Genomic DNA, 21,258 nt, shown 5'->3' on the forward strand with positions numbered 1-21,258 from the left:
TGTTATGAGAACAGAACCTGCCACGGTACACGTTGCCGTGGGAGTTATCGAAAATGAGCAGGGCGATATTTTCATTAGCTGCCGCCATGAGCACTTGCATCAGGGCGGCAAATGGGAATTCCCTGGCGGCAAAGTTGAAACTAGTGAAACGGTTTACGACGCGCTGTGCCGGGAGCTGCGTGAAGAGTGTAATATTCACGTCACAGCTGCCGCGCCGCTCACAGTGATCACGCATCAGTATCCCGATAAGCGAGTATTATTGGATGTGTGGCGAGTAACGGCGTTCTCTGGTGAGGTAAAACAACGCGAAGGCCAGCCCTGGGCCTGGGTGCCGGTGCACGAGCTGGACGCCTACCGCTTCCCCGATGCTAACGAAGCTATTCTGGAACTCATTCAGGCTAGTGTTTAACAGCTGTACCCTACCTAATTAGTAACCTTCGTTGTCAGCCTGATCAGGAAACTGTGGTGCTGGTTCGCCCGGTATTTGTTTCTCTTCGTTGGCCCACTCGCCTAAATCAATTAAGCGGCAACGGTCGCTACAAAACGGTCTAAACTCAGACTGTGGTCCCCATTCAACATTCTTCTGGCAGGTAGGGCACTGCACTACAGTTACTGACATATCGGGCATCTCGCTAAATAAAAAGTGACATCTTGTTCGAACGAAGCGCGACCCTGCTCCGGCTCGGTACTCATAAAGCGCACACTGAAGCGCTGCTTATGACCGCTAACCACCGGATAGGCTGCAATAGTGGCAGGTACCTGCAAGCGCAGTAACGCCAGAGGTTCGGTATTTTCCTGCAACAACCCCTGAGGTGCAACTATCTCAGTAAAAGGTACGTGTTCGCGCAACATATGTAATTCTAAACTGAGTGCCGCCGCCAGTTGCGCCAATTCAGACCACCAACGTGCCATGTCTCGCTGACGTTGGTCAGGGTCTTGCAGCAGCCAATAGTGTAATTGGGGTAAATCGAAATTACAGGTACCACCGGCCATAGCGAATCGCTGTCGAATAGAGCTGAGCAACCGCTCCTGCTTTAACGCCGCGCCTATACGGGTGGCTTGCTGCAGTGCTGACAGGCTGGTTTGCAGCTGCGCCCGGGTGGCTTCCAGCGCCGGGCTGTCCACATCCGGGTGACTGGCCCAAAACTTAAGCTGTTGTTTGCGCCGCTCTAAATCCTTCACTAAATCACTGCGAATATCACTACGTTCACATAAATCCAGAATAGAGAATAATGCGCTGAAGTAGCCCGCATAGTTGTCCGTACCGACCAGATCAGATGGCTTCATCAGTAACAGCAAGTGTTCGATGCGCAAGTAAGTACGCACTCGCTCGCTGAGTGGATACTCGTAATCCATGGTGGTAGGGGGCTGACTTGTCATAGCGGTATGATAACGACTCAGGTGCTGGTTGCAATGCTTAAATACTGTTGGTGCAGTTGCGCAACCTGCTCAGCCAGTGCTGTAACTGGCCCGTTATTATCAATAACATCATCGGCAGCGGCCAGGCGCTCGTTACGACTAACCTGTGCCGCCAGAATGGCCTCAACCTGCGCCGCGCTTACACCGTCGCGCTCGAGCGTTCGCTGGCGTTGTACTTGAGTGCTTACATCCACTACGAGTACGCGATCACAGAGCTTGGTAAGATTGTTTTCCACCAATAGTGGCGCCGACAAAATAACGTATGGGGAGTCGGCGGCGTTTAACTGGCGCAGCAGTTCGGTACGAATGGCCGGGTGCATTATTTCATTTACTTGGGTTTTTGCCGCACTATCGGAGAAAATCTTGTCGCGTAGCCAGGCCCGGTTCAGGGAACCATCCTTAGCTAATACTTCATCGCCAAAGGCTTCCTGTAAGCGTTGCAAACAAGGTTGCCCCGGCAGCACTATTTCGCGGGCAACCACATCGGCATCAATTACCTTGATGCCATGTGTGGCAAATAAATCAGTGACCGTGGTTTTGCCACTGCCGATGCCACCGGTTACGCCCACCACCATCATAGTTGTAGCCACCGCCAGTAGCTTTGCAACAGGGCTTCGCCGAACAGCCAGGCGCTAACACCGCCAACAATTAAGAAAGGCCCAAATGGAATAGGATTGCCGCGCCGCTGGCGTTGCAGGGTTTGCCAAATAATACCAACCACAGCACCGCTAACCGAGGCCAGAATGACCACCACCGGCAGTTGCTGCCAGCCCAGCCAGGCGCCCAGCGCTGCCAGCAGCTTAAAATCGCCGTAGCCCATACCGTCACGGCCGGTCAGTAATTTAAAGCCCCAGAACACTAACCACAGCGAGAGGTAACCACAGCTGGCCCCAATAATAGCTGCCGCTGGCGTGATGGTGTCTCCTACCACCGAGTACACTAGGCCTACCCACAGCAATAACAGGGTTAGTTGATCGGGTAATAGCATCTCGTCCAGATCAATAAAGAACAGGCTAATCAGCAAGCTAACGGCCAGCGCATAAAAATAAGCATCAATGCCGAGCAAGCCGTAACGCCAGCCAATCGCGGCAAATAGCACACCGGTTAACAGTTCTACCAAGGGGTAACGAATTGAAATAGAGGTCTGGCAATGGCGGCAGCGGGCTTTTAGCAGCACCCAGCTTAGCAGCGGTATATTGTCGTACCAGGCTATTTTGTGGCTACATTCAGGGCAATGCGAACCGGGTTTGGATAACGACAGGCTGAGTTTTTTGGTAGTGTGCTCGTCAACGATACCGTCGCATTCAGCCCGCCATTGTATTTGTAGAATTTTTGGCAAGCGGCCAATCACCACATTGAGGAAACTGCCAATAATCAGGCCAAATAAGCCAGCCAACAAAGTGGCTGACATGGAGAGCGGGGCGTACAGGTTGGCAACATCCATGGGAACAGGCTCATCCTTTTGACTAACAGCGCGGTGATAAAATTTAAGGGGTTAGTATGACTTTAGCGAACCACGTTGCCAAGTTCGAAAATCGGTAAGTACATAGAAATAATCAAACCACCCACCAACACACCAATTACCACCATAATCATTGGCTCCAGCAGGCTGGTTAGGTTGTCTACAGCATCATCAACTTCGCGCTCGTAAATACTGGCGACTTTCGACAGCATGCTGTCAACGGCACCGGCTTCTTCACCAATGCGGATCATCTGAATAACCATTTCCGGGAACAAATTCACGTTTTGCATAGCCGTGTTCATTTGCATACCTGAGCTTACTTCTTCGCGAATCATTAAAATAGCATCACGATACTGGGCATTGCCCGACGCTCCGGCCGCCGACTCAAGCGCATCCATAAGCGGCACACCAGCGGCAAAGGTGGTGGCCAGCGTACGCGAAAACCGCGCTACGGCAGCTTTGTGCAAAATAGCACCAACCACCGGTAGCTTAAGTACCAGCCGGTCTACTCTATCACGCAGTTTACGACTTTTGCGGTGCAAATGACGGAACAGGAATATACCGGCAATAATGCTGCCAAAAATATGCAGATAATAATTTTGCAGGCCGCTGGATATTTTCAGAACAAATTGGGTGAACGCTGGCAGTTCGGCACCAAAGTCATCAAAAATAGCCTGAAACTGGGGTACCACGAACAACAGCAAAATACAGGTAACACCAATGGCGACCAGAATGACCGCGCTGGGATATACCAAGGCTTTTTTAATTTTAGCTTTAAGTTCTTCGGCTTTTTCGCGGTAGGTGGCAATGCGATCGTAAATACTTTCCAGTGAACCTGACTGTTCACCGGCGTGCACTAAATCGCAATACAGGTCGTCAAAATAATTCGGGTGCTTGCGCAGTGATTCTGCCAGTTGCGAACCTGAGCTTACGTCTTGTGCCACCGCGACTATTAAACTGCGTAACTTTTCGTTGTCGGTGCCCCGGGCAATCATGTCCAGCGACTGCAACAGCGGCACACCGGCGGCTAGCATAGTAGCCATTTGGCGGGTCAGTGAGGCAATTTCTTTACCCGTGACTTTATTGCGTTTAAATAAGGGTTGGCGTTTACGGGTTATTTTGCCCGGCGATATGCCTTGCTGACGCAGTTGCGCCCGAATTTGTTTCAGCGTGTCACCACGCATAATGCCCTGCACCTTGCGGCCGCGCTTGTTTATGCCTTGCCAGCGAAATTCAACTAAGGTTGGAGCATTTTTCTGAGTTGCCATGAAATTCCTTAACTGCGCTTCATTCGCTTTTAAAAGCTGGTGACCCGGTTGGCTTCGGCCAGGCTAATAGCGCCGCGGGCCACTTTCCGCAAAGCCGAGCGGCGCAACGAGTTAACGCCTTCACTGGTCGCCTGGGAATGAATATCTTGTGCTGACGCTTGTTTTAAAATAAGGGTTTGAATGGACTCTGTCACCGGCAGAACTTCGTATATGCCTGTACGCCCTTTATAGCCCCCGGTGCAATGTTCACAGCCCACGGCTTTATGAATGTGCAAATCCTGCAGTTGGTCCTGACTAAAGCCCTGGCGCAATAATTCCGGCTCCGGCAGTTCTTCCGGCTCTTTGCAGAAACCGCACAACCGTCGCGCCAAACGCTGGGCAATAATCAACGACACAGTACCAGCGATGTTGTAGGGCGCAACGCCCATATTCATTAAGCGAGTCAGGGTTTCTGCTGCTGAGTTAGTATGCAGGGTAGACAGTACCAGGTGACCGGTTTGGGCTGCTTTTATGGCTATTTCGGCGGTTTCTAAATCACGGATCTCACCTACCATAATCACATCAGGATCCTGCCGTAAAAACGAGCGCAGGGCGTCAGCAAAGGTTAGCCCTGCCTTCACATTAATTTGTACCTGGTTAATACCTTGCAGGTTAATCTCAACCGGGTCTTCCGCGGTAGAAATATTGCGCTCCGGCGTATTTAACTGGTTCAGACCAGTATATAAGGACACCGTTTTACCGCTACCTGTGGGGCCGGTCACCAGAATCATACCTTGCGGGCGCTCCAGTGCAGCACTGTAGAGCTCTTGCTGCTCGGGTTCATACCCCAGAGATTCAATACCCAACATGGCAGCAGCGGAATCCAGTATCCGCATCACCACTTTTTCACCCCACAGGGTGGGCAGGGTGCTGACCCGAAAATCAATAGATTTGCTCTTCGACAGGCGTAGCTTAATACGGCCGTCCTGGGGTAAGCGGCGCTCGGCGATATCCAGTCGTGCCATTACCTTCAGTCGCGCGGCTATACGGCCGGCCAGAGAAACCGGTGGGCGTGCCACTTCATGCAACACACCATCAATACGAAAACGAATGCGATAGTCGCTTTCGTAGGGTTCAAAATGCAAATCCGATGCGCCGCGTTTAATGGCGTCCAGCAGCAGTTTATTAATATAAATAACAATTGGCGCGTCACTTTGGTCGCTGCCTACGTCTTCTTTTTGAATACGTTGTTCTTCGTCACGATCCAGCGATTGCAGTTCGCGTTCGTCGGCTTCGGTAATGCCAAGCGCCGACACTTCGGTTTCCAGCACCTTATCAATTAAGCGGTTGAGCTTGTCTTCAGCCACCAAAATGGCTTCGGTTTGCAACCGGGCGCGAAACTGAAAATCGTCCAGGGCGTCAATTCGGGTGGGGTCAGAAACGGCAATATAAAGCGTATTGCCACGCTGATACAACGGCAAAGCATGATGCTTGCGGATCAGCTTTTCGCTAATAAATTCGGATGGAATTAACTCAGTATTGAATGCGCTTAAATCTAGCCAGGGCACATGATATTCGTGGTAACAAACTTCGGCCAGTTGGTCGGCCTGAATTAAATTGCGTTCCAGCAGGCAAGCGGGGAAAGATTTCTTTTCCCGATATGCGTGTTCACTACAACTGCTAAGTGCAGCTTCGGGAACAAGATTGTCACGCAGTAATAGGGCTGCCAGAGTGTGGTGCAACATAAAACACCTTTAGATGGAAAGAGCGCTTGCCGGCGTAAACCGCCGGCAAGCAACAACTCTACAGTACTTCCTAACTATATTAGTTAGACTGATTGCAACTTATGCTGCAGGTTCTGGTGCTGGAATAGCGGCAGAACAACCATCTACCCGCGAGCCTGGCTCTAGTGCGAAATCAGAACAAGTAATAGTCCAGTTTACGTTAGTGGCTGTGGCAGTAGGTGTTAAGGCAATCTCAATTGCAGCACCATTCGCATCATTCGCTTCTAAGGTGGCTGAAATCACACCATCAGTAACGGAAGCTGTTGCAATACCGTTTACCGTGTTGGCGGCAATAGCTGTTGGTACACCTTCAGACCCACTTGTACAACCGGTCAGGTTGCTGGTGGTTTGATAACACAGTGCTACAGCTGTTTTGTATGCTTCTAACGCAGATACGCCAGTAGATGCTTTCGCACGCTGGGTGTAATCACTGTATACCGGAATCGCAACTGCAGCCAAAATGCCAACAATGGCAACTACAATCATCAGTTCAATAAGGGTAAAGCCGTTTTGTTTAGTAGAGCGTTTCATAGGTTTTCTCCAGATGCATCGTGCATCAATTGCTACATCAAAGCGGGGCGCTTTCAGTTAAAACCGTTGATGTACGGTATTAATGAATAGTCACATCCCATTCAAAAGTAAAGTAGATGTCTATGTGCGACATCCATGCAGCAGAGAAGCCAGAGGGGAAATTCAGACTTCGCCTGCAGCCCCGCTATCAATAGTTTAGTTTGCCGTTGGCAAACAACCTTAGACCGGAAGCTTTGCGTCACCGCTTTTCAACGGTTTTGCCTTTTAAAGCGTGCTAACGCGGTTAACTGATACAACCATGAAGGTTGTATAAAAAAACGCGAACGCAAAATCAAAATAACAGAAAAATTTTAAACGTCAAGTTTTGTTAAGACCGAATTCGCAACGATAAATCGATGGCTTGTATATGTTTGGTTAGGGCCCCTGAGGAAATATAATCAACATTAGTTGCGGCTAAATCCTTCAGTCGCTCTGAGGTTATATTGCCCGAAACTTCTAATCGGGCGCGCTTAGCGGTAATGCGTACGGCTTCTTGTATATCCTCAATGTTGAAATTATCCAACATCACAATATCGCTTCCGGCAGATAACGCCTGATCCAGTTCGGCCAGCGATTCCACTTCTACTTCAACCGGTAAATTGGGTTTCAACTGGCGCGCTTGTTGTACGGCTTCTGCAATGCCGCCGCAGGCCATAATATGGTTTTCTTTAATCAAAAAGGCATCGTACAAACCAATGCGATGGTTTTTCCCACCGCCACAAGTCACGGCATATTTCAGCGCTGTGCGCAGGCCGGGAAGTGTTTTGCGGGTATCCAGCAACTTGGTGTTACTGCCTTCCAGTAAGGCTACATAGTTGGCGGTGGTGGTAGCCACCCCGGCCAGCGTTTGGAGGAAATTTAAAGCGGTACGTTCACCGGTTAACAGTATCCGACTGGGTCCGTGTAGGTGACACAACTCCGTATTGGCGGTCATGCGGTCGCCGTCTTTTAAAAACCACTCTACTTTTACCTGCCCGCCCAATTGGGCAAACACCTCGTCAACCCAGGCAGTGCCGCACAAAACACCGGCTTCACGAGTAATCAGGGTAGCTGTAGCTGTAGCTTCAGCGGGAATCAGTTGGGCGGTAATGTCGTTGCTGGCATCACCTTGCAAATCTTCACGCAGAGCCGCTGTTACCGCGTCGCGCATGTCCTGTTGCCAGGCCTGGGGAAGTGTATACATAATCAGGAACCGCTTTGTTAGTAACCTATGGTCAGCATTTTGCCGCGTTGGCTGAATTCTACCTGTTTGAGCGCACTCATGCCCAACAATATTTGCTCGCCACCCATACCCGGAACTATGGTGGCCGCCACGTCGCGCAACACAATGTCTCCTAATTGTAGAGTATCAAGCTGCGTTCGGTAAGCAGTAGCACGCCCGTTGGCTGTGTTCACCATAATTTGGGAACCCCTGGGTAATCCAATGGCAGCGGCAACATTCTGGGGGATAGCTACCTGGGTAGCGCCGGTATCTAGCAAAAATAGCACGCGATGGTTATTAATAGCGCCCGTGGCTACGTAATGGCCGGCGCGGTTTTGTTCCAGCACTACTTGTATAGCCTCGCCGTTGCGAGTGCTTTGCACATTTTGGTTCGGATTAAATTGCTCCTGCAGCATGTCGTCGAACAGCCAATACAGAAATAGCAAACCAATAATCCAGGCCAGCCAGGCAAACAGTTTGCCGGTGCGTTGTGGCATATCTTGCTGTGTCATGCATACCCTTTTTGAATGTTGCGAGCCTGCGGGTTAAGACCTACTCTTTACCTGCGGCTGCGCAAGCCTGATACTAAGTGTAACCATACCTTGTTGGAATCCCTGAAAAAAGGTTTTCCGTTTAGCGTGAGTACGTTTTTTATGTCTGTAAGGATCCGCCAGCATTGCTTGTCAGAAGCCCGGTTTGAACCGTCGCCGCATGCCGACGCCCGGCCTGATGAGCAAGACATTAATTTACTGGTAGTACATTGCATCAGTTTACCCGAAGGAAGCTTTGGCCAGCCGTATATTCACGATCTTTTTATGGGGCAACTGGACAGTTCCGCCCACCCCGATTTTGCTATTTTGGAAGGGCTGCGGGTGTCTGCTCACGTGGTGATACGCCGCGACGGTGAAGTGATTCAGTACGTGCCCTTTAACCAGCGCGCCTGGCATGCCGGCAAGTCCTGGTACTGTGGGCGCCGTCGTTGTAATGATTTTTCTATAGGAATAGAACTTGAGGGTACTGACTATCAGTCTTACACTGAACAACAGTACCAACAGCTGGTGCACATAGCGGCAGCTTTGATTCACACCTATCCAGCGCTGAACCGGCGCCGTATAGTGGGACATCAGCACATTGCACCAGGGCGTAAAACGGATCCGGGACCTGGCTTTGACTGGCATCATTTTCATACATTATTAACAGCTGAGTTAGCAGGTAGTATTTCTGCATAACCGAGTTTCAGCGAAGCAAAGGGACAACTTATGCAACTGATTGCGGTGTTACTGGCCTTTTCAATCGAGCGAGTGAAGAGATTATCACCTGGCTGGCATTTCTCTGGATATCTGCAGCGCTGGCTACGGTTAAGTAAGCAGCAAGACTGGTTGGAAAAGCTATATGAGAACCCCATTGGCGCTGTAGTAGTGGTGTTGTTGCCAGCTATAGTTATTAGCCTGGTGGTAGCTATTTTAGACAGTGGCTTGGTTACGTTAATTATCAGTGTGCTGGCGCTGTTACTGGCGGTGGCTTGTGCGCCGGCCCGAAGTGCTTATCGCGATTACCTGCACGCTGCTCACCGTGACGATGCTGCGGCGCTGAACCAGGCGGCAACGACTATTCACCAAGCTGCCGGCTTACCTGATGATCATACCGAAACCGGGCCGGCGTTAGCCTGGCTGCACTACCGTCACTACGCAGCGGTGCTGATAGCTTACGTGGTGCTGGGAATTTTTGGTGCCTTAGCTTATGCCTCACTGCGTACTATGCAGAACTTGCAAACCCATGCAAAAGACGGCGCTAAGAGCGAGCCGGAAACAGTTGACGCCGATCTCGACGACAGTAATGACGACACTGGCGACCGGGATGACGACATTATTGACGCCGCACCCTGGCAAAAAATTATGTTCTGGGTGGACTGGGCACCGGTTCGCATTACCAGCGCCGGCTTTTTGCTGGTTGGTCACTTCAGCAACGCGTTGCCGGTATGGTTGGGTAGTTTTTCCAAGCCACATCAACCCGCGCAGCAGGTGTTCCTGAAGGTTGCTGTAGCTGCCGAAGACACCCAGCCAATCGAAAACGATGCCAACCCACAACCAGGTAAAACTCAGGAACCTCTGCGTCTGGTTGCACTAATGAAGCGCAATCTACTATTGTTGATAGTGGTATTAGCCTTATTAACTCTGGCCGGCTGGTTCTACTAGCTGGTCGTACCAATTCGCAGCAAATTTTATTTGGGGTCATCACCGCTTTCGACTACAATGGTTGAGCTTGGTCATACCAATTAACCAAATAAACGAGTGCCAATGGTGTTTCCTAAAATTCAGCATACTAAGTTGTCCGATGCGATTATGGCGCGAATCGAAGCCATGATTGTGGACGGCTCTTTGGGTTCCGGTCAGCGCTTGCCGTCTGAACGGGACTTAGCGCTGCAATTTGAGGTGTCACGACCGTCGTTGCGCGAAGCCATACAAAAGCTGGAAGCGCGCGGCCTGATCGAGCGCCGTCAGGGCGGCGGTACTTATGTTTGTGATACCTTACAACAGCGCGTTGCTGAACCTTTATTTGAGTTATTGGCAAAGCATCCGGAGTCGCAATTCGACTTACTGGAATTTCGGCATGCGTTAGAAGGTATATCGGCTTATTACGCTGCACTGCGCGGTACGCCGGCTGATTTGGAAGCCATTGAACAGAGCTTCAGCGCCATAGCCGAGCAGCAACAAGGTGAATTAGTTGAGCACGCAAGTGCTCTAAGTGCCTTTCATTTGCGTATCACGGAAGCATCGCACAATGTGGTACTGCTGCATCTGGTACGTGGCATGCAGCCACTACTTACGGAAAATATTCGACAAAATCTTGAAGTGCTGGCGGGTAAAGCCGGCATTTTGCAAAAGCTCAATGCGCATCGCCAACAGATAGTTACGGCGATAGTGGCAGGAGAGCCAGAACAAGCTCGCGAAGCATGTTACGAGCATCTGGCCTATATTGAACATGCGTTATTAACGTTGAGTCGCGAAAATTCGCGGATGCAGCGTTCATTGCGCCGACATGAAACAGGGTAAGGATTTGTTATGACAGACCATTTACGAAATGATGTCGATCCACAAGAAACACAGGAATGGATTGACGCCCTTGAGTCGGTACTCGAGACCGATGGCTCAGAGCGTGGGCATTTTATTCTGGAGAAGTTGGTCGAGAAGGCGCGCCGTAGCGGTGCCTATTTGCCTTATACCGCCACAACTTCTTACCTGAACACTATTGCGGCCAGTCAGGAGCCTCCGGTTCCGGGCGACCAAACCATTGAATCACGTATTCGTGCGGCCATTCGCTGGAATGCACTGGTAATGGTATTGCGGGCATCGAAGAAAGATTTGGAGCTCGGTGGTCATATTTCCAGCTTTGCTTCTTCTGCCATGCTTTACGATGTTGGCTTTAACCACTTCTTCCGTGCTCCGAATGAGCACGATGGCGGCGACTACCTGTTTATTCAGGGCCATGCCTCACCAGGTATTTATGCGCGCGCCTTTTTAGAAGGGCGTTTAACTGAAGAACAGCTAAACAACTTCCGGCAGGAATGTGATGGCGCTGGTTTGTCATCGTATCCGCATCCGAAATTAATGCCTGACTTCTGGCAGTTCCCAACTGTTTCTATGGGCTTAGGTCCAATTCAGGCTATTTATTTAGCCCGTTTCCTGAAATACCTGACTGACCGCGGCATTAAAGATTGCTCGCGTCAGCGTGTTTATTGCTTCCTTGGCGACGGTGAAACCGATGAGCCAGAAAGCCTGGGCGCAATCAGCCTGGCTACCCGTGAAGGCCTGGACAACCTGACCTTTGTTGTGAACTGTAACCTGCAGCGCTTAGATGGCCCGGTACGTGGTAACGGCAAAATCATTCAGGAACTGGAAGGCACCTTCCGTGGCGCTGGCTGGGAAGTGATTAAAGTAATTTGGGGTCGCTACTGGGATCCGCTTATTTACCGTGATACCGAAGGCAAGCTGTCCGAAATTATGCAAGACAGCGTAGACGGTGAGTATCAGAACTATAAAGCCAAAGGTGGCGCTTACACCCGCGAGCATTTCTTCGGCAAAACCGAAGAAACCAAAGCGATGGTGGCCAACTTGTCTGACGAAGACATCTGGCGCTTGAACCGCGGTGGTCACGATCCGGTGAAAGTACACGCGGCTTATCATAAAGCGGTAAACACCAAAGGCCGGCCACAGGTTATTTTGGCGAAAACCGTGAAAGGCTACGGCATGGGTTCAGCTGGCGAAGGCAAAAACATTGCTCACCAGGTGAAGAAAATGGACATGGATGCCATTAAACACTTCCGTGACCGCTTTAATATTCCAATTAAAGACGGTGACCTGGAAGACCTGCCGTTTTATAGCTTCGACAAAGACAGCGAAGAGTTGAAGTACATGCAGGAACGCCGCGAAAAACTGGGCGGTTACATGCCAGTGCGTCGTGCTAATACCGACAAAGAGTTGGAATTACCTGCACTGAAAGCTTTTGAGACAGTCTTGAAAGGCTCCGGTGACCGTGAAATCTCCACCACCATGGTGTTTGTGCGAGTTCTGAACGTGTTGCTGAAAGATAAGAAAATTGGTCAGCGCATAGTGCCAATTATTCCGGATGAAGCCCGTACCTTTGGTATGGAAGGCTTGTTCCGCCAGGTTGGTATTTACTCCAGCCAGGGTCAGAAATATGAACCGCAGGACGCGGATCAGGTTGCCTATTATCGCGAAGATAAAAAAGGCCAGGTTATTCAGGAAGGTATTAACGAGCTTGGCGCTCTGGCGTCGTGGGTGGCAGCGGGTACTAGTTACTCCACCAACAACGAGCCCATGATTCCGTTCTACATTTACTATTCCATGTTCGGTTTCCAACGCGTTGGTGACTTAGTTTGGGCAGCTGGTGACAGCCAGACTCGTGGTTTCCTGGTTGGCGGTACTGCCGGACGCACCACGCTGAACGGCGAAGGTCTGCAGCACCAGGACGGCAGCAGCCCAATCTTGTTCAATACGGTGCCAAACTGTATTTGTTATGACCCAACCTATGGCTACGAAGTGGCGGTAGTGGTTCAGGATGGCTTGCGCCGCATGTATGGCGAGCAGGAAAACGTGTTCTATTACCTAACCGTAATGAACGAGAACTACAAACAGCCAGAAATGCCGGAAGGTGTGGAAGAAGGTATTCTGAAAGGCTTGTACGAACTGGAAAAAGTAACGGCGAAGAACAAAGCCAAAGGCGAAGTTCAGTTGTTAGGTTCGGGGACTATTCTAGAACAAGTACGCATAGCGGCGAAGATGCTGGCGGAAGATTACGACATTACCAGCACCGTCTACAGCGCAACCTCGTTCAACGAGCTGGCGCGTGACGGCATGGACGTTGATCGCTACAACATGCTGAACCCGGGCAAAAAAGCGAAAACCGCTTATGTGTCCGAGGTACTTGGCAAGGCCAAAGGGCCAACAGTTGCAGCAACCGATTACATGAAAATGTACGCTGACCAGATTCGTGCCTGGGTGCCAACGCCATATCGCGTATTAGGTACCGACGGTTATGGTCGTTCAGACAGCCGCGCAAACTTGCGTAAGCACTTCGAAGTGAACCCTGAGTTCATTGTGGTTGCTGCGTTAAGCGAACTGGCCAAGGCTGGCGATATCGATGCCAAAGTGGTGACCAAAGCCATTAAAGACTTAGGTATCGATACTGACAAACTTAATCCACTGTACGCATAAGGGGGGCTGAATCATGGCAGATACAAAAGAAGTAAAAGCCCCTGATGTGGGTGGTGAAGAAGTTGAAGTCATTGAAGTGCTGGTTAGCAAAGGCGACAAGCTGGAAGCTGAAGACGCATTAATCACGGTTGAAAGTGATAAGGCTTCTATGGATATACCAGCACCTTTTGGTGGCACTATTGCTGAACTGAAAGTATCAGTGGGCGACAAAATTAAAGAAGGTGACTTGCTGGCGCTGATGGAAGCAGCTGGTGATGACTCGGACGACGATGCCGACGAAGAGTCCGATGAGAAATCTGACGACAGTTCTGAAGATAAGTCTGACGATTCCAGCGATGATTCTGACGAGAAGTCAGAAGAGTCGAAAGAAGACACCTCGAAAGACGAGAAAAAAGCGAAGAAAAAGTCGTCCGGCGGCAGCAAAGTTATTGAAGTTACCGTGCCTGATATTGGCGAATCCGGTGAAGTTGAAATCATTGAAGTGCTGGTTAGCAAAGGTGATGAAATTTCAGCGGAAGACGGCCTGATTACTCTGGAAACTGACAAAGCCACCATGGATGTGCCTAGCCCACAAGCGGGTACCGTGGAATCAGTTGAAGTGAGTGTGGGTGACAAAGTCAAAGAAGGCTCGTTGGTACTGAAGCTGAAAGTTAGCGACGACAGCGACGATGACGACGAAGCTGACGACGAGGGCGATAGCAAACAAGCTGAGTCAAAAGCGTCACAGTCGCAGGATTCAAAAGACGACAAAGACAGCAAAGAGCAGAAAGACAGCAAGAACGACGGCGATCGTAAGCCGCCCGTTCCTGACCATCCGCTCGACAAAAAAGGTCAGGCCGAAGGGCTCGCTCACGCGTCACCAGCTGTTCGCCGTGTGGCCCGTGAATTTGGCGTTGATTTAAATCAAGTTAAAGGCTCAGGCCGGAAAGACCGGATTCTGAAAGAAGACGTGCAGGATTATGTGAAGTACGAACTGTCACGTCCGAAAGCTTCGGCCGGTGCTGGTTACAGCAAAGACGGCGGTGGTTTACAGGTGATTGCGCCACCCAAAGTAGACTTCTCCAAATTTGGTGAAGTAGAACTGGAGCCAATGTCCCGTATTCAGAAGATTTCGGGTCCGAACCTGCATCGTAACTGGGTAACTATTCCGCATGTGACTCAGTTTGATGAAGCTGACATTACCGAACTGGAAGCTTTCCGCAAGCAGGAAAACGAACTGCAGGCGAAGAAGAAAGATGGCGTGAAAATTACGCCGTTGGTATTCATTATGAAAGCTGTTGCCAAAGGGTTGCAGGAGTATCCGGTCTTCAATTCTTCGTTGGCCGACGATGGCGAACACCTGGTGATGAAAAAATACATCAACCTGGGTATTGCGGTGGATACTCCGGGTGGCTTAGTGGTTCCGGTTATTCGCGATGTTGACAAAAAAGGCATTTACGAGCTGTCGGAAGAGCTGCTGGATGTGAGCGCACGCGCTCGTGACGGCAAGCTGAAGTCAGCGGATATGCAGGGCGGTTGTTTCTCTATCTCCAGCCTGGGTGGCATTGGGGGCACGGCATTTACACCTATTGTGAATGCGCCCGACGTTGCTATTTTGGGTGTGTCGAAAAGCGAAATGAAACCCAAGTGGAATGGCAAAGACTTTGATGCGCGCTTAATGCTACCGCTGAGTCTTTCGTACGACCACCGGGTGATTGACGGCGCTGTAGCCGCGCGCTTCTCGGTATATTTAAGCAACGTGCTATCAGATATCCGTAAACTGGTTCTGTAGTAAACAAATACGACAGGGGCTGCTATAATGCGCCCCATTCAATTTAGGATGATGAGGTCGTCATGAGCAAAGACATAAAAACGCAAGTAGTGGTTCTGGGCGCAGGCCCTGGTGGTTACTCAGCAGCTTTCCGCGCTGCCGATTTAGGCCTGGATGTAGTATTGGTTGAACGTTACAACACCTTAGGTGGTGTTTGTTTGAACGTGGGCTGTATTCCATCGAAAGCGCTGCTGCATTTAGCGAAGCATATTGAAGACGCGAAGCATATGTCAGCTGAAGGCATCGAGTTTAGCGAACCTAAAATTGATTTGGACAAAATCCGTAAGCACAAAGAGAAAGTTATTGGTCAGTTAACTGGCGGCCTGGACCAAATGTCCAAAATGCGCAAAGTGAAAGTGGTTAATGGCTTAGGTAAATTTACCAGCGACACCAGCCTGAAAGTAGAAGGCGATGACGGCGAAACTGTTATCAACTTTGAAAACGCCATTGTTGCGGTAGGTTCACAGTCGATTAAATTACCTTTTGTTCCGCATGATGACGACCGCATCTGGGACTCTACCGACGCGCTTGAACTGCCATTTATTCCAGACCGTATGCTGGTATTAGGCGGCGGCATTATTGGTTTAGAAATGGGCTGTGTATACAGCGCGCTGGGCAGTAAAGTAGACGTTGTTGAAATGACTGATCAGTTGGTTCCGCCAGCAGATAAAGACATTATCAAGAGCTTCATGAAGCAAATTTCAGGCAAGTTCGACAACATTATGTTGAACACCAAAGCAGCCAAAGTTGAAGCCAAAAAAGACGGTATTCATGTAACCTTTGAAGGCGACAAAGCGCCAGAGAAACCGGTTAAATATGATGCGGTATTGGTTGCTGTTGGTCGTGCTCCAAACGGCGCCAAAATTGACGCTGACAAAGCAGGCGTAAAAGTTACCGATCGCGGCTTTATTGAAGTGGACAAGCAACTGCGCACTAACGTGAAGAATATCTTCGCTATTGGTGACTTAGTGGGTCAGCCAATGCTGGCACACAAAGCCGTGCACGAAGGCCACGTAGCCGCTGAGGTGATTTCCGGTCAGAAGCACTACTTTGACCCGAAAGTTATTCCGTCAATTGCCTACACGGATCCAGAACTTGCCTGGGCTGGTTTAACTGAGAAAGAAGCGAAAGAGCAAGGCGTGGATTACGAAGTAGCGGTATTCCCATGGTCAGCTTCTGGCCGAGCTATTGCACAAGGCGCAACGGCCGGCATGACCAAGCTGTTATTTGATAAGAATAATCGCATTATTGGTGGTGCTACTTGTGGTCCTAACGCCGGTGAGCTACTGGGTGAAATTTGTTTAGCCATTGAAATGGGTTGTGATGCTGAAGACATCGCACTGACTATTCATGCTCACCCAACCTTGCACGAATCTATTGGCTTAGCAGCTGAAGTTCAGGAAGGTTCAATTACTGATATGCCGAATAAAAAGGCTAAAAAGAAAAAGTAAATTGAGTGGCGCCGAAGGTTAATTCGGTAGCTCAAAAAACCGCTTGTCGCTTTGGCGCAGGCGGTTTTTTTTTGGCTAAAATAGACCTGCAAAAAAGTGGCAGTTATTTGCGCCAACAGGCACTATAACGTATGGTAAAGAGCAATGATTTACCCTTAGTTTGCATGCAAACTTTATCCACAAGAATTAGGAAGTACGAATGAGGCGACACGCACGAGCTGGTTACTGGAGCATGCTGTTAACGGCATGGCTATTATTAATAGCGGGTTTGGGTTTATTAGTAGTACCACAGCAGGCTTTAGCGCTTATTGCTGGCTCCGGCGCGGCCGCAGCACAAACACCGTTGACAATGATTTTGCTACAGCTTTTAGGTGCTGTTTATTTTGGCTTCGGTGCGATGAACTGGATGGCACGCGGACAAATACTCGGTGGTATTTACGGCCGTCCTATTTGCCTTGGCAACCTATTCCATTTTGCCGCTGGTACTATATTGCTGGCTATTAACATTGCCACCGGCGTTGAAAGTCTGGGTATTCTAATTACTGCGGCAGTGTATTTAGTACTGTGTCTGATCTTTATTCGGTTAACTTTCCGTATGCCGTCAATTGCAGAACATTTGTAAACTTTGTTACAACTTTAGTGGATCCCTGCAGTGCTAGGGTCTTTACCAATATGATGAGATAAGCATAAACTAGTTGTATAAAAAATTGCTGCTCTCATTTCGCTACAAATAAGGTTTAAGAAACATGAAAAAAATAACGACGGTCGCGCTTAGCGTGGCACTTGCACTAGGTGTAGCTGCTTGCTCACCACAACAGAACAACGAAACCAAACAGAATGCAGCTGAGCAAGTTGCTCAGACAGAGCTGCAATCAGGTGTGTACTTAGACAGCTTTGATCAGTCGGTACGCCCGCAAGACGACTTATTCCAGTACGTAAATGGAACCTGGTACAAAAACACCGAAATTCCTGGCGACCGTTCTTCTATTGGTGCGTTCTACGAATTACGTGAGCAAAACCAGGAACGTTTACGCACTATTATTGAGACTGCAGCAGAAAGTAACCCGGAAGCCGGCACTAACGCCGCTAAAATTGGTGACTTCTTTAACAGTTTCATGAATGTTGAGCTACTGAATGAATTGAGCTACACCCCAATTCAAGCCGATTTAGCTGAAATTGCGGCACTGGATGACCATGCTTCTGTTGCTGCACACATGGCTGAATTGTCGCGCCTTGGCGTAAGCATTCCGTTTGGTTTTTATGTGTATCCGGATGCCAAAGATCCGAACGTAAATACCATGTATTTCACGCAGTCAGGTTTGGGTTTACCAGATCGTGAGTATTACCTGAAAGACGACGAAAAATTCCAAACCTATCGCGATGAATACCAAAGCTATTTAACTGATTTATTAACCATGCTGGAGTATTCAAACCCTGAAGCAGCGGCTGAAGCTGTGATGGAATTTGAGACCGAGCTGGCCGAAGTGCAGTGGAGCCGTGTGGATAGTCGTGATGCGGACAAAACCTACAACAAATACAGCAAAGACGAGTTAAACGAGTTATTTGACGACTTTAACTACGGTGCTTATGCGCAAGCTGCTGGTTTGGATGGGGTGGATTCAGCTATCGTGCGTCAGCCGTCATACTTTGAAGCCTTAAACGGCTTGTTAAGCGAAACTGACACCAACGTATTGAAACACTACATGACCGTGCGTTTGGCTGACCGTTTCGCACCAGCGTTGGCGGAAGCATTCGGCGAACGTCGTTTTGAATTCTATGGCAAAGTATTGCAAGGCAACGAAGTGCAGGAACCGCGTTGGAAGCGTGGTGTAGATGCCACCGATAGCGCACTTGGTGAAGTACTAGGTCAGTTGTATGTAGCAGAATACTTCCCGGCTGAAGCTAAAGAACGCATGAGTGAATTGGTTGATAACTTAACCAAAGCTTATGCTGAATCTATTGAAAGCCTCGAATGGATGACTGCTGACACCAAAGAAAAAGCCTTGGAAAAATTGAGCAAGTTTGACCCGAAAATTGGTTATCCGAACGAATGGCGTGACTACACTGGTTTGGCGGTAAGCGCTGAAGACTTAGTAGGTAACTACAAACGTTCTGCTGCGTTTAACTACGACGAAGAAATTGCGAAAATTGGCGAGCCAGTGAAAGACGAAGACTGGGGCATGACGCCACAAACCGTAAATGCTTACTACAGCCCGGTGCGCAACGAAATCGTATTCCCAGCTGGTATTTTGCAGCCTCCGTTCTTTAACATGGAAGCGGAAGACGCAGTAAACTACGGCGGTATTGGTGCAGTTATCGGTCACGAAATTGGCCATGGTTTTGACGACCAGGGTTCGAAGTACGACGGCGACGGTAACTTGCGTAGCTGGTGGACCGACACCGACCGTGCAGCCTTTGAAGAGCGCGCGACTATTCTGGCCGATCAGTACTCAGGCTACGAAGTGCTGGAAGACGTGTTCATTAACGGCCGTTTGGCACTGGGTGAGAACATTGGCGATTTAGCCGGCTTAACTATTGCCTACAAAGCCTACCAAATGTCGCTAAACGGCGAAGAGTCACCAGAAATGGACGGCTTTACCGGTGAGCAACGAGTATTCATTGGTTGGGCACAAGTGTGGAAAAACAAGGCACGTGAAGAAGCCTTGCGTCAGCACGTTATGCGTGGCCCACACTCACCTGCTATGTTCCGGGTGAACGGTACTGTGGTGAACATCCCAGGTTTCTATGAAGCCTTTGAGGTGAAACCAGGCGACGACCTGTATGTAGCGCCAGAGAATCGCGTTACTATCTGGTAGAGAGTATTTGGTAAGAACATCTGGTAAAGAGCAAGACTTCGGTCTTGCTCTTTTTTTTGCCTGTTCGCCTTACATCGGCTATATTAATGCCATGCGAATCTTACTCCTGCTGATATTACTGAGCCTAACCCTGAGCCCCATGGCGGGATCAGCGAGTGCGGCTGCGCCAGAAATGATGGCCATGGAACATCAGCAAATGTCAGATCACGACTGCTGTGATGAAGAGCCGGTCGCCGCAGAGCTTGTAAATAGCTCATCACATAACGCTTGTGAAGGTGATTGCGGTGACTGTCAGCAACAGTGTCATTCTACCTCATCAGTGGCTCTGACTATGTTGCAGTTAAAGCATAACCATAGTCATGCTGAACGATTTAGCTTCTATTCCGACTTATCCTCAATAGACCCTGAGCAACATAACAAACCCCCTATGCCTGTGTAACACACCACGAGTTTCTTTTTTGGTTGTTGTTTTACAGGAGAATTTATATGCCGTCGCGCATGCTTGTTACCCTTATGCTGGCCTTTATTGTAGCCGGCTCTATGAATCTTGTTGTGATCGCGCCTGCATTAGCGTGGCAAGACCAGCATGATCATTCCAGTCAGTTGCCGCAGGCTATGCAGTCTGAGGAGCAAACCACTGAATACGTTTGCCCTATGCATTCGCACATTGTGCGTGATGAGCCGGGCACTTGCCCTATTTGTGGTATGCAATTGGAGCCTAAACAGAACAACGTTCGTGACAGCACCGTAGAAATCTCCGCCAGCATGCAACAGAACCTTGGTGTGGTTACCGAAGCCGCCGGGCGTACAACCTTGTGGCGGTATCTGCCCACACAGGGCCGGGTGAGCTGGAACGATGACCGCTTGTATCACGTGCATCCGCGTGTTTCCGGCTGGATTGAAAAACTCGCTATTACCAGCGTGGGTCAGCGCGTAGAAAAGGGCGACCTGATGTACGAGCTGTACAGCCAGGAACTGGTAGTGGCGCAGCAGGATCATTTGCAAACGCTGGACACCTTAACCAACCTCAGTAATAAAGACCGCCGCGAAGCCCTGCAGCGTGACGGCCGCACTCGCTTAAAGTTACTGGGCATGACGCCAGCGCTTATTAACGAGCTGGAGCAAAGCCGCCAGGTGCGCTATCAGGTGCCATTTTACGCACCGCAAAGTGGGGTGGTAACTGAGCTACCTATTGCTGTCGGTATGTACCTGCAACCGGGCCCTACTGCCATAACCATAGCTGCGAGTGACAGTTTGTGGCTTATTGCCGATGTACCTGAGCAGCAGTTGGACTGGTTTAGCGCCAACAGTCCGGTTTCGGTTAGCCTGCCACAGGCAGGTATTGAGAACCTGGACGCCAGCATTGACTACATTTACCCGGAATTAGACATGACCAGCCGTACTTTGCGGGTGCGCATTGAACTGGCCGGGCTTAGCACCAACGAACGCAATAAATTGGTGGTGGGGCAGCAGGCTCAAATTGATATTTTCGGTGGACCAAAACGTGACGTGCTGGCCGTACCGGTGAGCGCTCTCATTATGACCGGCACGGACAACCGCGTGATGGTGCGTGAAAGCGACAACAGCTTTGCGCAACGTGACGTGCATGTGGGCCTGGTAGTGAATGGTCAGGCTGAAATCCTGCATGGCTTGAGCGAAGGTGATCAAGTAGTTACCTCTGGCCAGTTCCTCTTAGATTCTGATGCCAGCTTGCGCCAGCGCAGTAAAACGCCTGCCGCAACTGACCATAGTCAACATTAAAG

The 21,258-nt window shown here is 49.8% G+C and carries 20 protein-coding genes and 1 riboswitch; of the genes, 11 read left to right on the top strand and 9 right to left on the bottom strand.

Going from position 1 to position 21,258, the window contains the following annotated elements:
• Positions 1–4 precede the first annotated feature (4 nt).
• Complete coding sequence (mutT, locus tag CCE91_RS02345) at positions 5–409, top strand: 8-oxo-dGTP diphosphatase MutT (RefSeq protein ID WP_086433650.1); 405 nt, start codon at positions 5–7, stop codon at positions 407–409.
• A gap of 18 nt (positions 410–427) precedes the next feature.
• On the opposite strand, the gene yacG is transcribed toward mutT, so the two are convergent.
• The 9 genes from yacG to CCE91_RS02390 all read right to left on the bottom strand — a co-directional run bounded on the left by yacG (position 428) and on the right by CCE91_RS02390 (position 8,195).
• Positions 428–619 (bottom strand): DNA gyrase inhibitor YacG, encoded by a 192-nt coding sequence (gene yacG, locus CCE91_RS02350; RefSeq protein WP_086433651.1) that lies wholly within the window; start codon positions 617–619, stop codon positions 428–430.
• Positions 610–1,380 carry a cell division protein ZapD gene (zapD, locus tag CCE91_RS02355; protein WP_086433652.1) on the bottom strand — a complete coding sequence of 257 codons (771 nt, stop codon included), beginning with the start codon at positions 1,378–1,380 and terminating at the stop codon, positions 610–612. The genes yacG and zapD overlap by 10 nt, the downstream gene beginning before the upstream one ends.
• Positions 1,381–1,397: 17 nt before the next feature.
• On the bottom strand, positions 1,398–1,997 hold the full coding sequence (gene coaE / locus CCE91_RS02360; RefSeq protein ID WP_086433653.1) for a dephospho-CoA kinase: 600 nt from the start codon (positions 1,995–1,997) through the stop codon (positions 1,398–1,400).
• Positions 1,994–2,863, bottom strand: coding sequence for a prepilin peptidase (locus tag CCE91_RS02365; protein WP_086433654.1), 870 nt, complete (start codon positions 2,861–2,863; stop codon positions 1,994–1,996). Before CCE91_RS02365 ends, coaE begins: the two co-directional genes overlap by 4 nt.
• Positions 2,864–2,925: 62 nt before the next feature.
• Positions 2,926–4,149, bottom strand: coding sequence for a type II secretion system F family protein (locus CCE91_RS02370; RefSeq protein ID WP_086433655.1), 1,224 nt, complete (start codon positions 4,147–4,149; stop codon positions 2,926–2,928).
• 29 nt (positions 4,150–4,178) lie between these two features.
• Entirely contained in the window at positions 4,179–5,873 is a 1,695-nt protein-coding gene (pilB, locus tag CCE91_RS02375; protein WP_086433656.1) for a type IV-A pilus assembly ATPase PilB, read from the bottom strand.
• Positions 5,874–5,972: 99 nt separating this feature from the next.
• Positions 5,973–6,443: a pilin gene (locus CCE91_RS12340; protein WP_086433657.1), complete on the bottom strand. Its 471-nt coding sequence runs from the start codon at positions 6,441–6,443 to the stop codon at positions 5,973–5,975.
• 171 nt (positions 6,444–6,614) lie between these two features.
• A riboswitch (cyclic di-GMP riboswitch) is annotated at positions 6,615–6,715 on the bottom strand.
• Positions 6,716–6,810: 95 nt separating this feature from the next.
• Positions 6,811–7,665, bottom strand: a complete 855-nt coding sequence (nadC, locus tag CCE91_RS02385) for a carboxylating nicotinate-nucleotide diphosphorylase (RefSeq protein WP_086433658.1) — start codon at positions 7,663–7,665, stop codon at positions 6,811–6,813.
• A 17-nt stretch (positions 7,666–7,682) separates the two neighbouring features.
• Entirely contained in the window at positions 7,683–8,195 is a 513-nt protein-coding gene (locus CCE91_RS02390) for a retropepsin-like aspartic protease family protein (RefSeq protein ID WP_234996240.1), read from the bottom strand.
• Between the two features lie 141 nt (positions 8,196–8,336).
• On the opposite strand from CCE91_RS02390, the gene ampD reads away from it, so the two are divergent.
• From ampD to CCE91_RS02435, 10 genes are all read left to right on the top strand, one after another.
• Positions 8,337–8,912, top strand: coding sequence for a 1,6-anhydro-N-acetylmuramyl-L-alanine amidase AmpD (gene ampD / locus CCE91_RS02395; RefSeq protein ID WP_086433659.1), 576 nt, complete (start codon positions 8,337–8,339; stop codon positions 8,910–8,912).
• A 30-nt stretch (positions 8,913–8,942) separates the two neighbouring features.
• Complete coding sequence (ampE, locus tag CCE91_RS02400; protein ID WP_086433660.1) at positions 8,943–9,878, top strand: regulatory signaling modulator protein AmpE; 936 nt, start codon at positions 8,943–8,945, stop codon at positions 9,876–9,878.
• A gap of 102 nt (positions 9,879–9,980) precedes the next feature.
• Positions 9,981–10,736: a pyruvate dehydrogenase complex transcriptional repressor PdhR gene (gene pdhR / locus CCE91_RS02405; RefSeq protein ID WP_086433661.1), complete on the top strand. Its 756-nt coding sequence runs from the start codon at positions 9,981–9,983 to the stop codon at positions 10,734–10,736.
• Positions 10,737–10,745: 9 nt separating this feature from the next.
• Positions 10,746–13,418 carry a pyruvate dehydrogenase (acetyl-transferring), homodimeric type gene (aceE, locus tag CCE91_RS02410; RefSeq protein WP_086433662.1) on the top strand — a complete coding sequence of 891 codons (2,673 nt, stop codon included), beginning with the start codon at positions 10,746–10,748 and terminating at the stop codon, positions 13,416–13,418.
• A 13-nt stretch (positions 13,419–13,431) separates the two neighbouring features.
• Positions 13,432–15,189: a dihydrolipoyllysine-residue acetyltransferase gene (gene aceF, locus CCE91_RS02415; protein ID WP_086433663.1), complete on the top strand. Its 1,758-nt coding sequence runs from the start codon at positions 13,432–13,434 to the stop codon at positions 15,187–15,189.
• Positions 15,190–15,251: 62 nt separating this feature from the next.
• Positions 15,252–16,679 (top strand): dihydrolipoyl dehydrogenase, encoded by a 1,428-nt coding sequence (gene lpdA / locus CCE91_RS02420; RefSeq protein ID WP_086433664.1) that lies wholly within the window; start codon positions 15,252–15,254, stop codon positions 16,677–16,679.
• Between the two features lie 199 nt (positions 16,680–16,878).
• Entirely contained in the window at positions 16,879–17,301 is a 423-nt protein-coding gene (locus CCE91_RS02425) for a hypothetical protein (RefSeq protein ID WP_126797182.1), read from the top strand.
• A gap of 124 nt (positions 17,302–17,425) precedes the next feature.
• Positions 17,426–19,495 carry a M13 family metallopeptidase gene (locus CCE91_RS02430; RefSeq protein ID WP_086433666.1) on the top strand — a complete coding sequence of 690 codons (2,070 nt, stop codon included), beginning with the start codon at positions 17,426–17,428 and terminating at the stop codon, positions 19,493–19,495.
• A gap of 91 nt (positions 19,496–19,586) precedes the next feature.
• The gene (locus tag CCE91_RS12220) at positions 19,587–19,934 is read left to right on the top strand and encodes a hypothetical protein (RefSeq protein ID WP_126797180.1); all 348 of its coding nucleotides are present in this window, start codon (positions 19,587–19,589) and stop codon (positions 19,932–19,934) included.
• A gap of 47 nt (positions 19,935–19,981) precedes the next feature.
• Complete coding sequence (locus tag CCE91_RS02435) at positions 19,982–21,256, top strand: efflux RND transporter periplasmic adaptor subunit (protein WP_086433667.1); 1,275 nt, start codon at positions 19,982–19,984, stop codon at positions 21,254–21,256.
• Positions 21,257–21,258 lie beyond the last annotated feature (2 nt).

Origin of the sequence: Pseudidiomarina planktonica (assembly GCF_900177775.1) — a bacterium.
Lineage (GTDB): Bacteria > Pseudomonadota > Gammaproteobacteria > Enterobacterales > Alteromonadaceae > Pseudidiomarina > Pseudidiomarina planktonica.

Bases quoted from the DNA above. Each gene is read 5' to 3' on its own strand.
- mutT (WP_086433650.1), top strand. From the start codon at position 5: ATGAGAACAGAACCTGCCACGGTACACGTTGCCGTGGGAGTTATCGAA.
- yacG (WP_086433651.1), bottom strand. From the start codon at position 619: ATGTCAGTAACTGTAGTGCAGTGCCCTACCTGCCAGAAGAATGTTGAA.
- zapD (WP_086433652.1), bottom strand. From the start codon at position 1,380: ATGACAAGTCAGCCCCCTACCACCATGGATTACGAGTATCCACTCAGC.
- coaE (WP_086433653.1), bottom strand. From the start codon at position 1,997: ATGATGGTGGTGGGCGTAACCGGTGGCATCGGCAGTGGCAAAACCACG.
- CCE91_RS02365 (WP_086433654.1), bottom strand. From the start codon at position 2,863: ATGGATGTTGCCAACCTGTACGCCCCGCTCTCCATGTCAGCCACTTTG.
- CCE91_RS02370 (WP_086433655.1), bottom strand. From the start codon at position 4,149: ATGGCAACTCAGAAAAATGCTCCAACCTTAGTTGAATTTCGCTGGCAA.
- pilB (WP_086433656.1), bottom strand. From the start codon at position 5,873: ATGTTGCACCACACTCTGGCAGCCCTATTACTGCGTGACAATCTTGTT.
- CCE91_RS12340 (WP_086433657.1), bottom strand. From the start codon at position 6,443: ATGAAACGCTCTACTAAACAAAACGGCTTTACCCTTATTGAACTGATG.
- nadC (WP_086433658.1), bottom strand. From the start codon at position 7,665: ATGTATACACTTCCCCAGGCCTGGCAACAGGACATGCGCGACGCGGTA.
- CCE91_RS02390 (WP_234996240.1), bottom strand. From the start codon at position 8,195: ATGACACAGCAAGATATGCCACAACGCACCGGCAAACTGTTTGCCTGG.
- ampD (WP_086433659.1), top strand. From the start codon at position 8,337: ATGTCTGTAAGGATCCGCCAGCATTGCTTGTCAGAAGCCCGGTTTGAA.
- ampE (WP_086433660.1), top strand. From the start codon at position 8,943: ATGCAACTGATTGCGGTGTTACTGGCCTTTTCAATCGAGCGAGTGAAG.
- pdhR (WP_086433661.1), top strand. From the start codon at position 9,981: ATGGTGTTTCCTAAAATTCAGCATACTAAGTTGTCCGATGCGATTATG.
- aceE (WP_086433662.1), top strand. From the start codon at position 10,746: ATGACAGACCATTTACGAAATGATGTCGATCCACAAGAAACACAGGAA.
- aceF (WP_086433663.1), top strand. From the start codon at position 13,432: ATGGCAGATACAAAAGAAGTAAAAGCCCCTGATGTGGGTGGTGAAGAA.
- lpdA (WP_086433664.1), top strand. From the start codon at position 15,252: ATGAGCAAAGACATAAAAACGCAAGTAGTGGTTCTGGGCGCAGGCCCT.
- CCE91_RS02425 (WP_126797182.1), top strand. From the start codon at position 16,879: ATGAGGCGACACGCACGAGCTGGTTACTGGAGCATGCTGTTAACGGCA.
- CCE91_RS02430 (WP_086433666.1), top strand. From the start codon at position 17,426: ATGAAAAAAATAACGACGGTCGCGCTTAGCGTGGCACTTGCACTAGGT.
- CCE91_RS12220 (WP_126797180.1), top strand. From the start codon at position 19,587: ATGCGAATCTTACTCCTGCTGATATTACTGAGCCTAACCCTGAGCCCC.
- CCE91_RS02435 (WP_086433667.1), top strand. From the start codon at position 19,982: ATGCCGTCGCGCATGCTTGTTACCCTTATGCTGGCCTTTATTGTAGCC.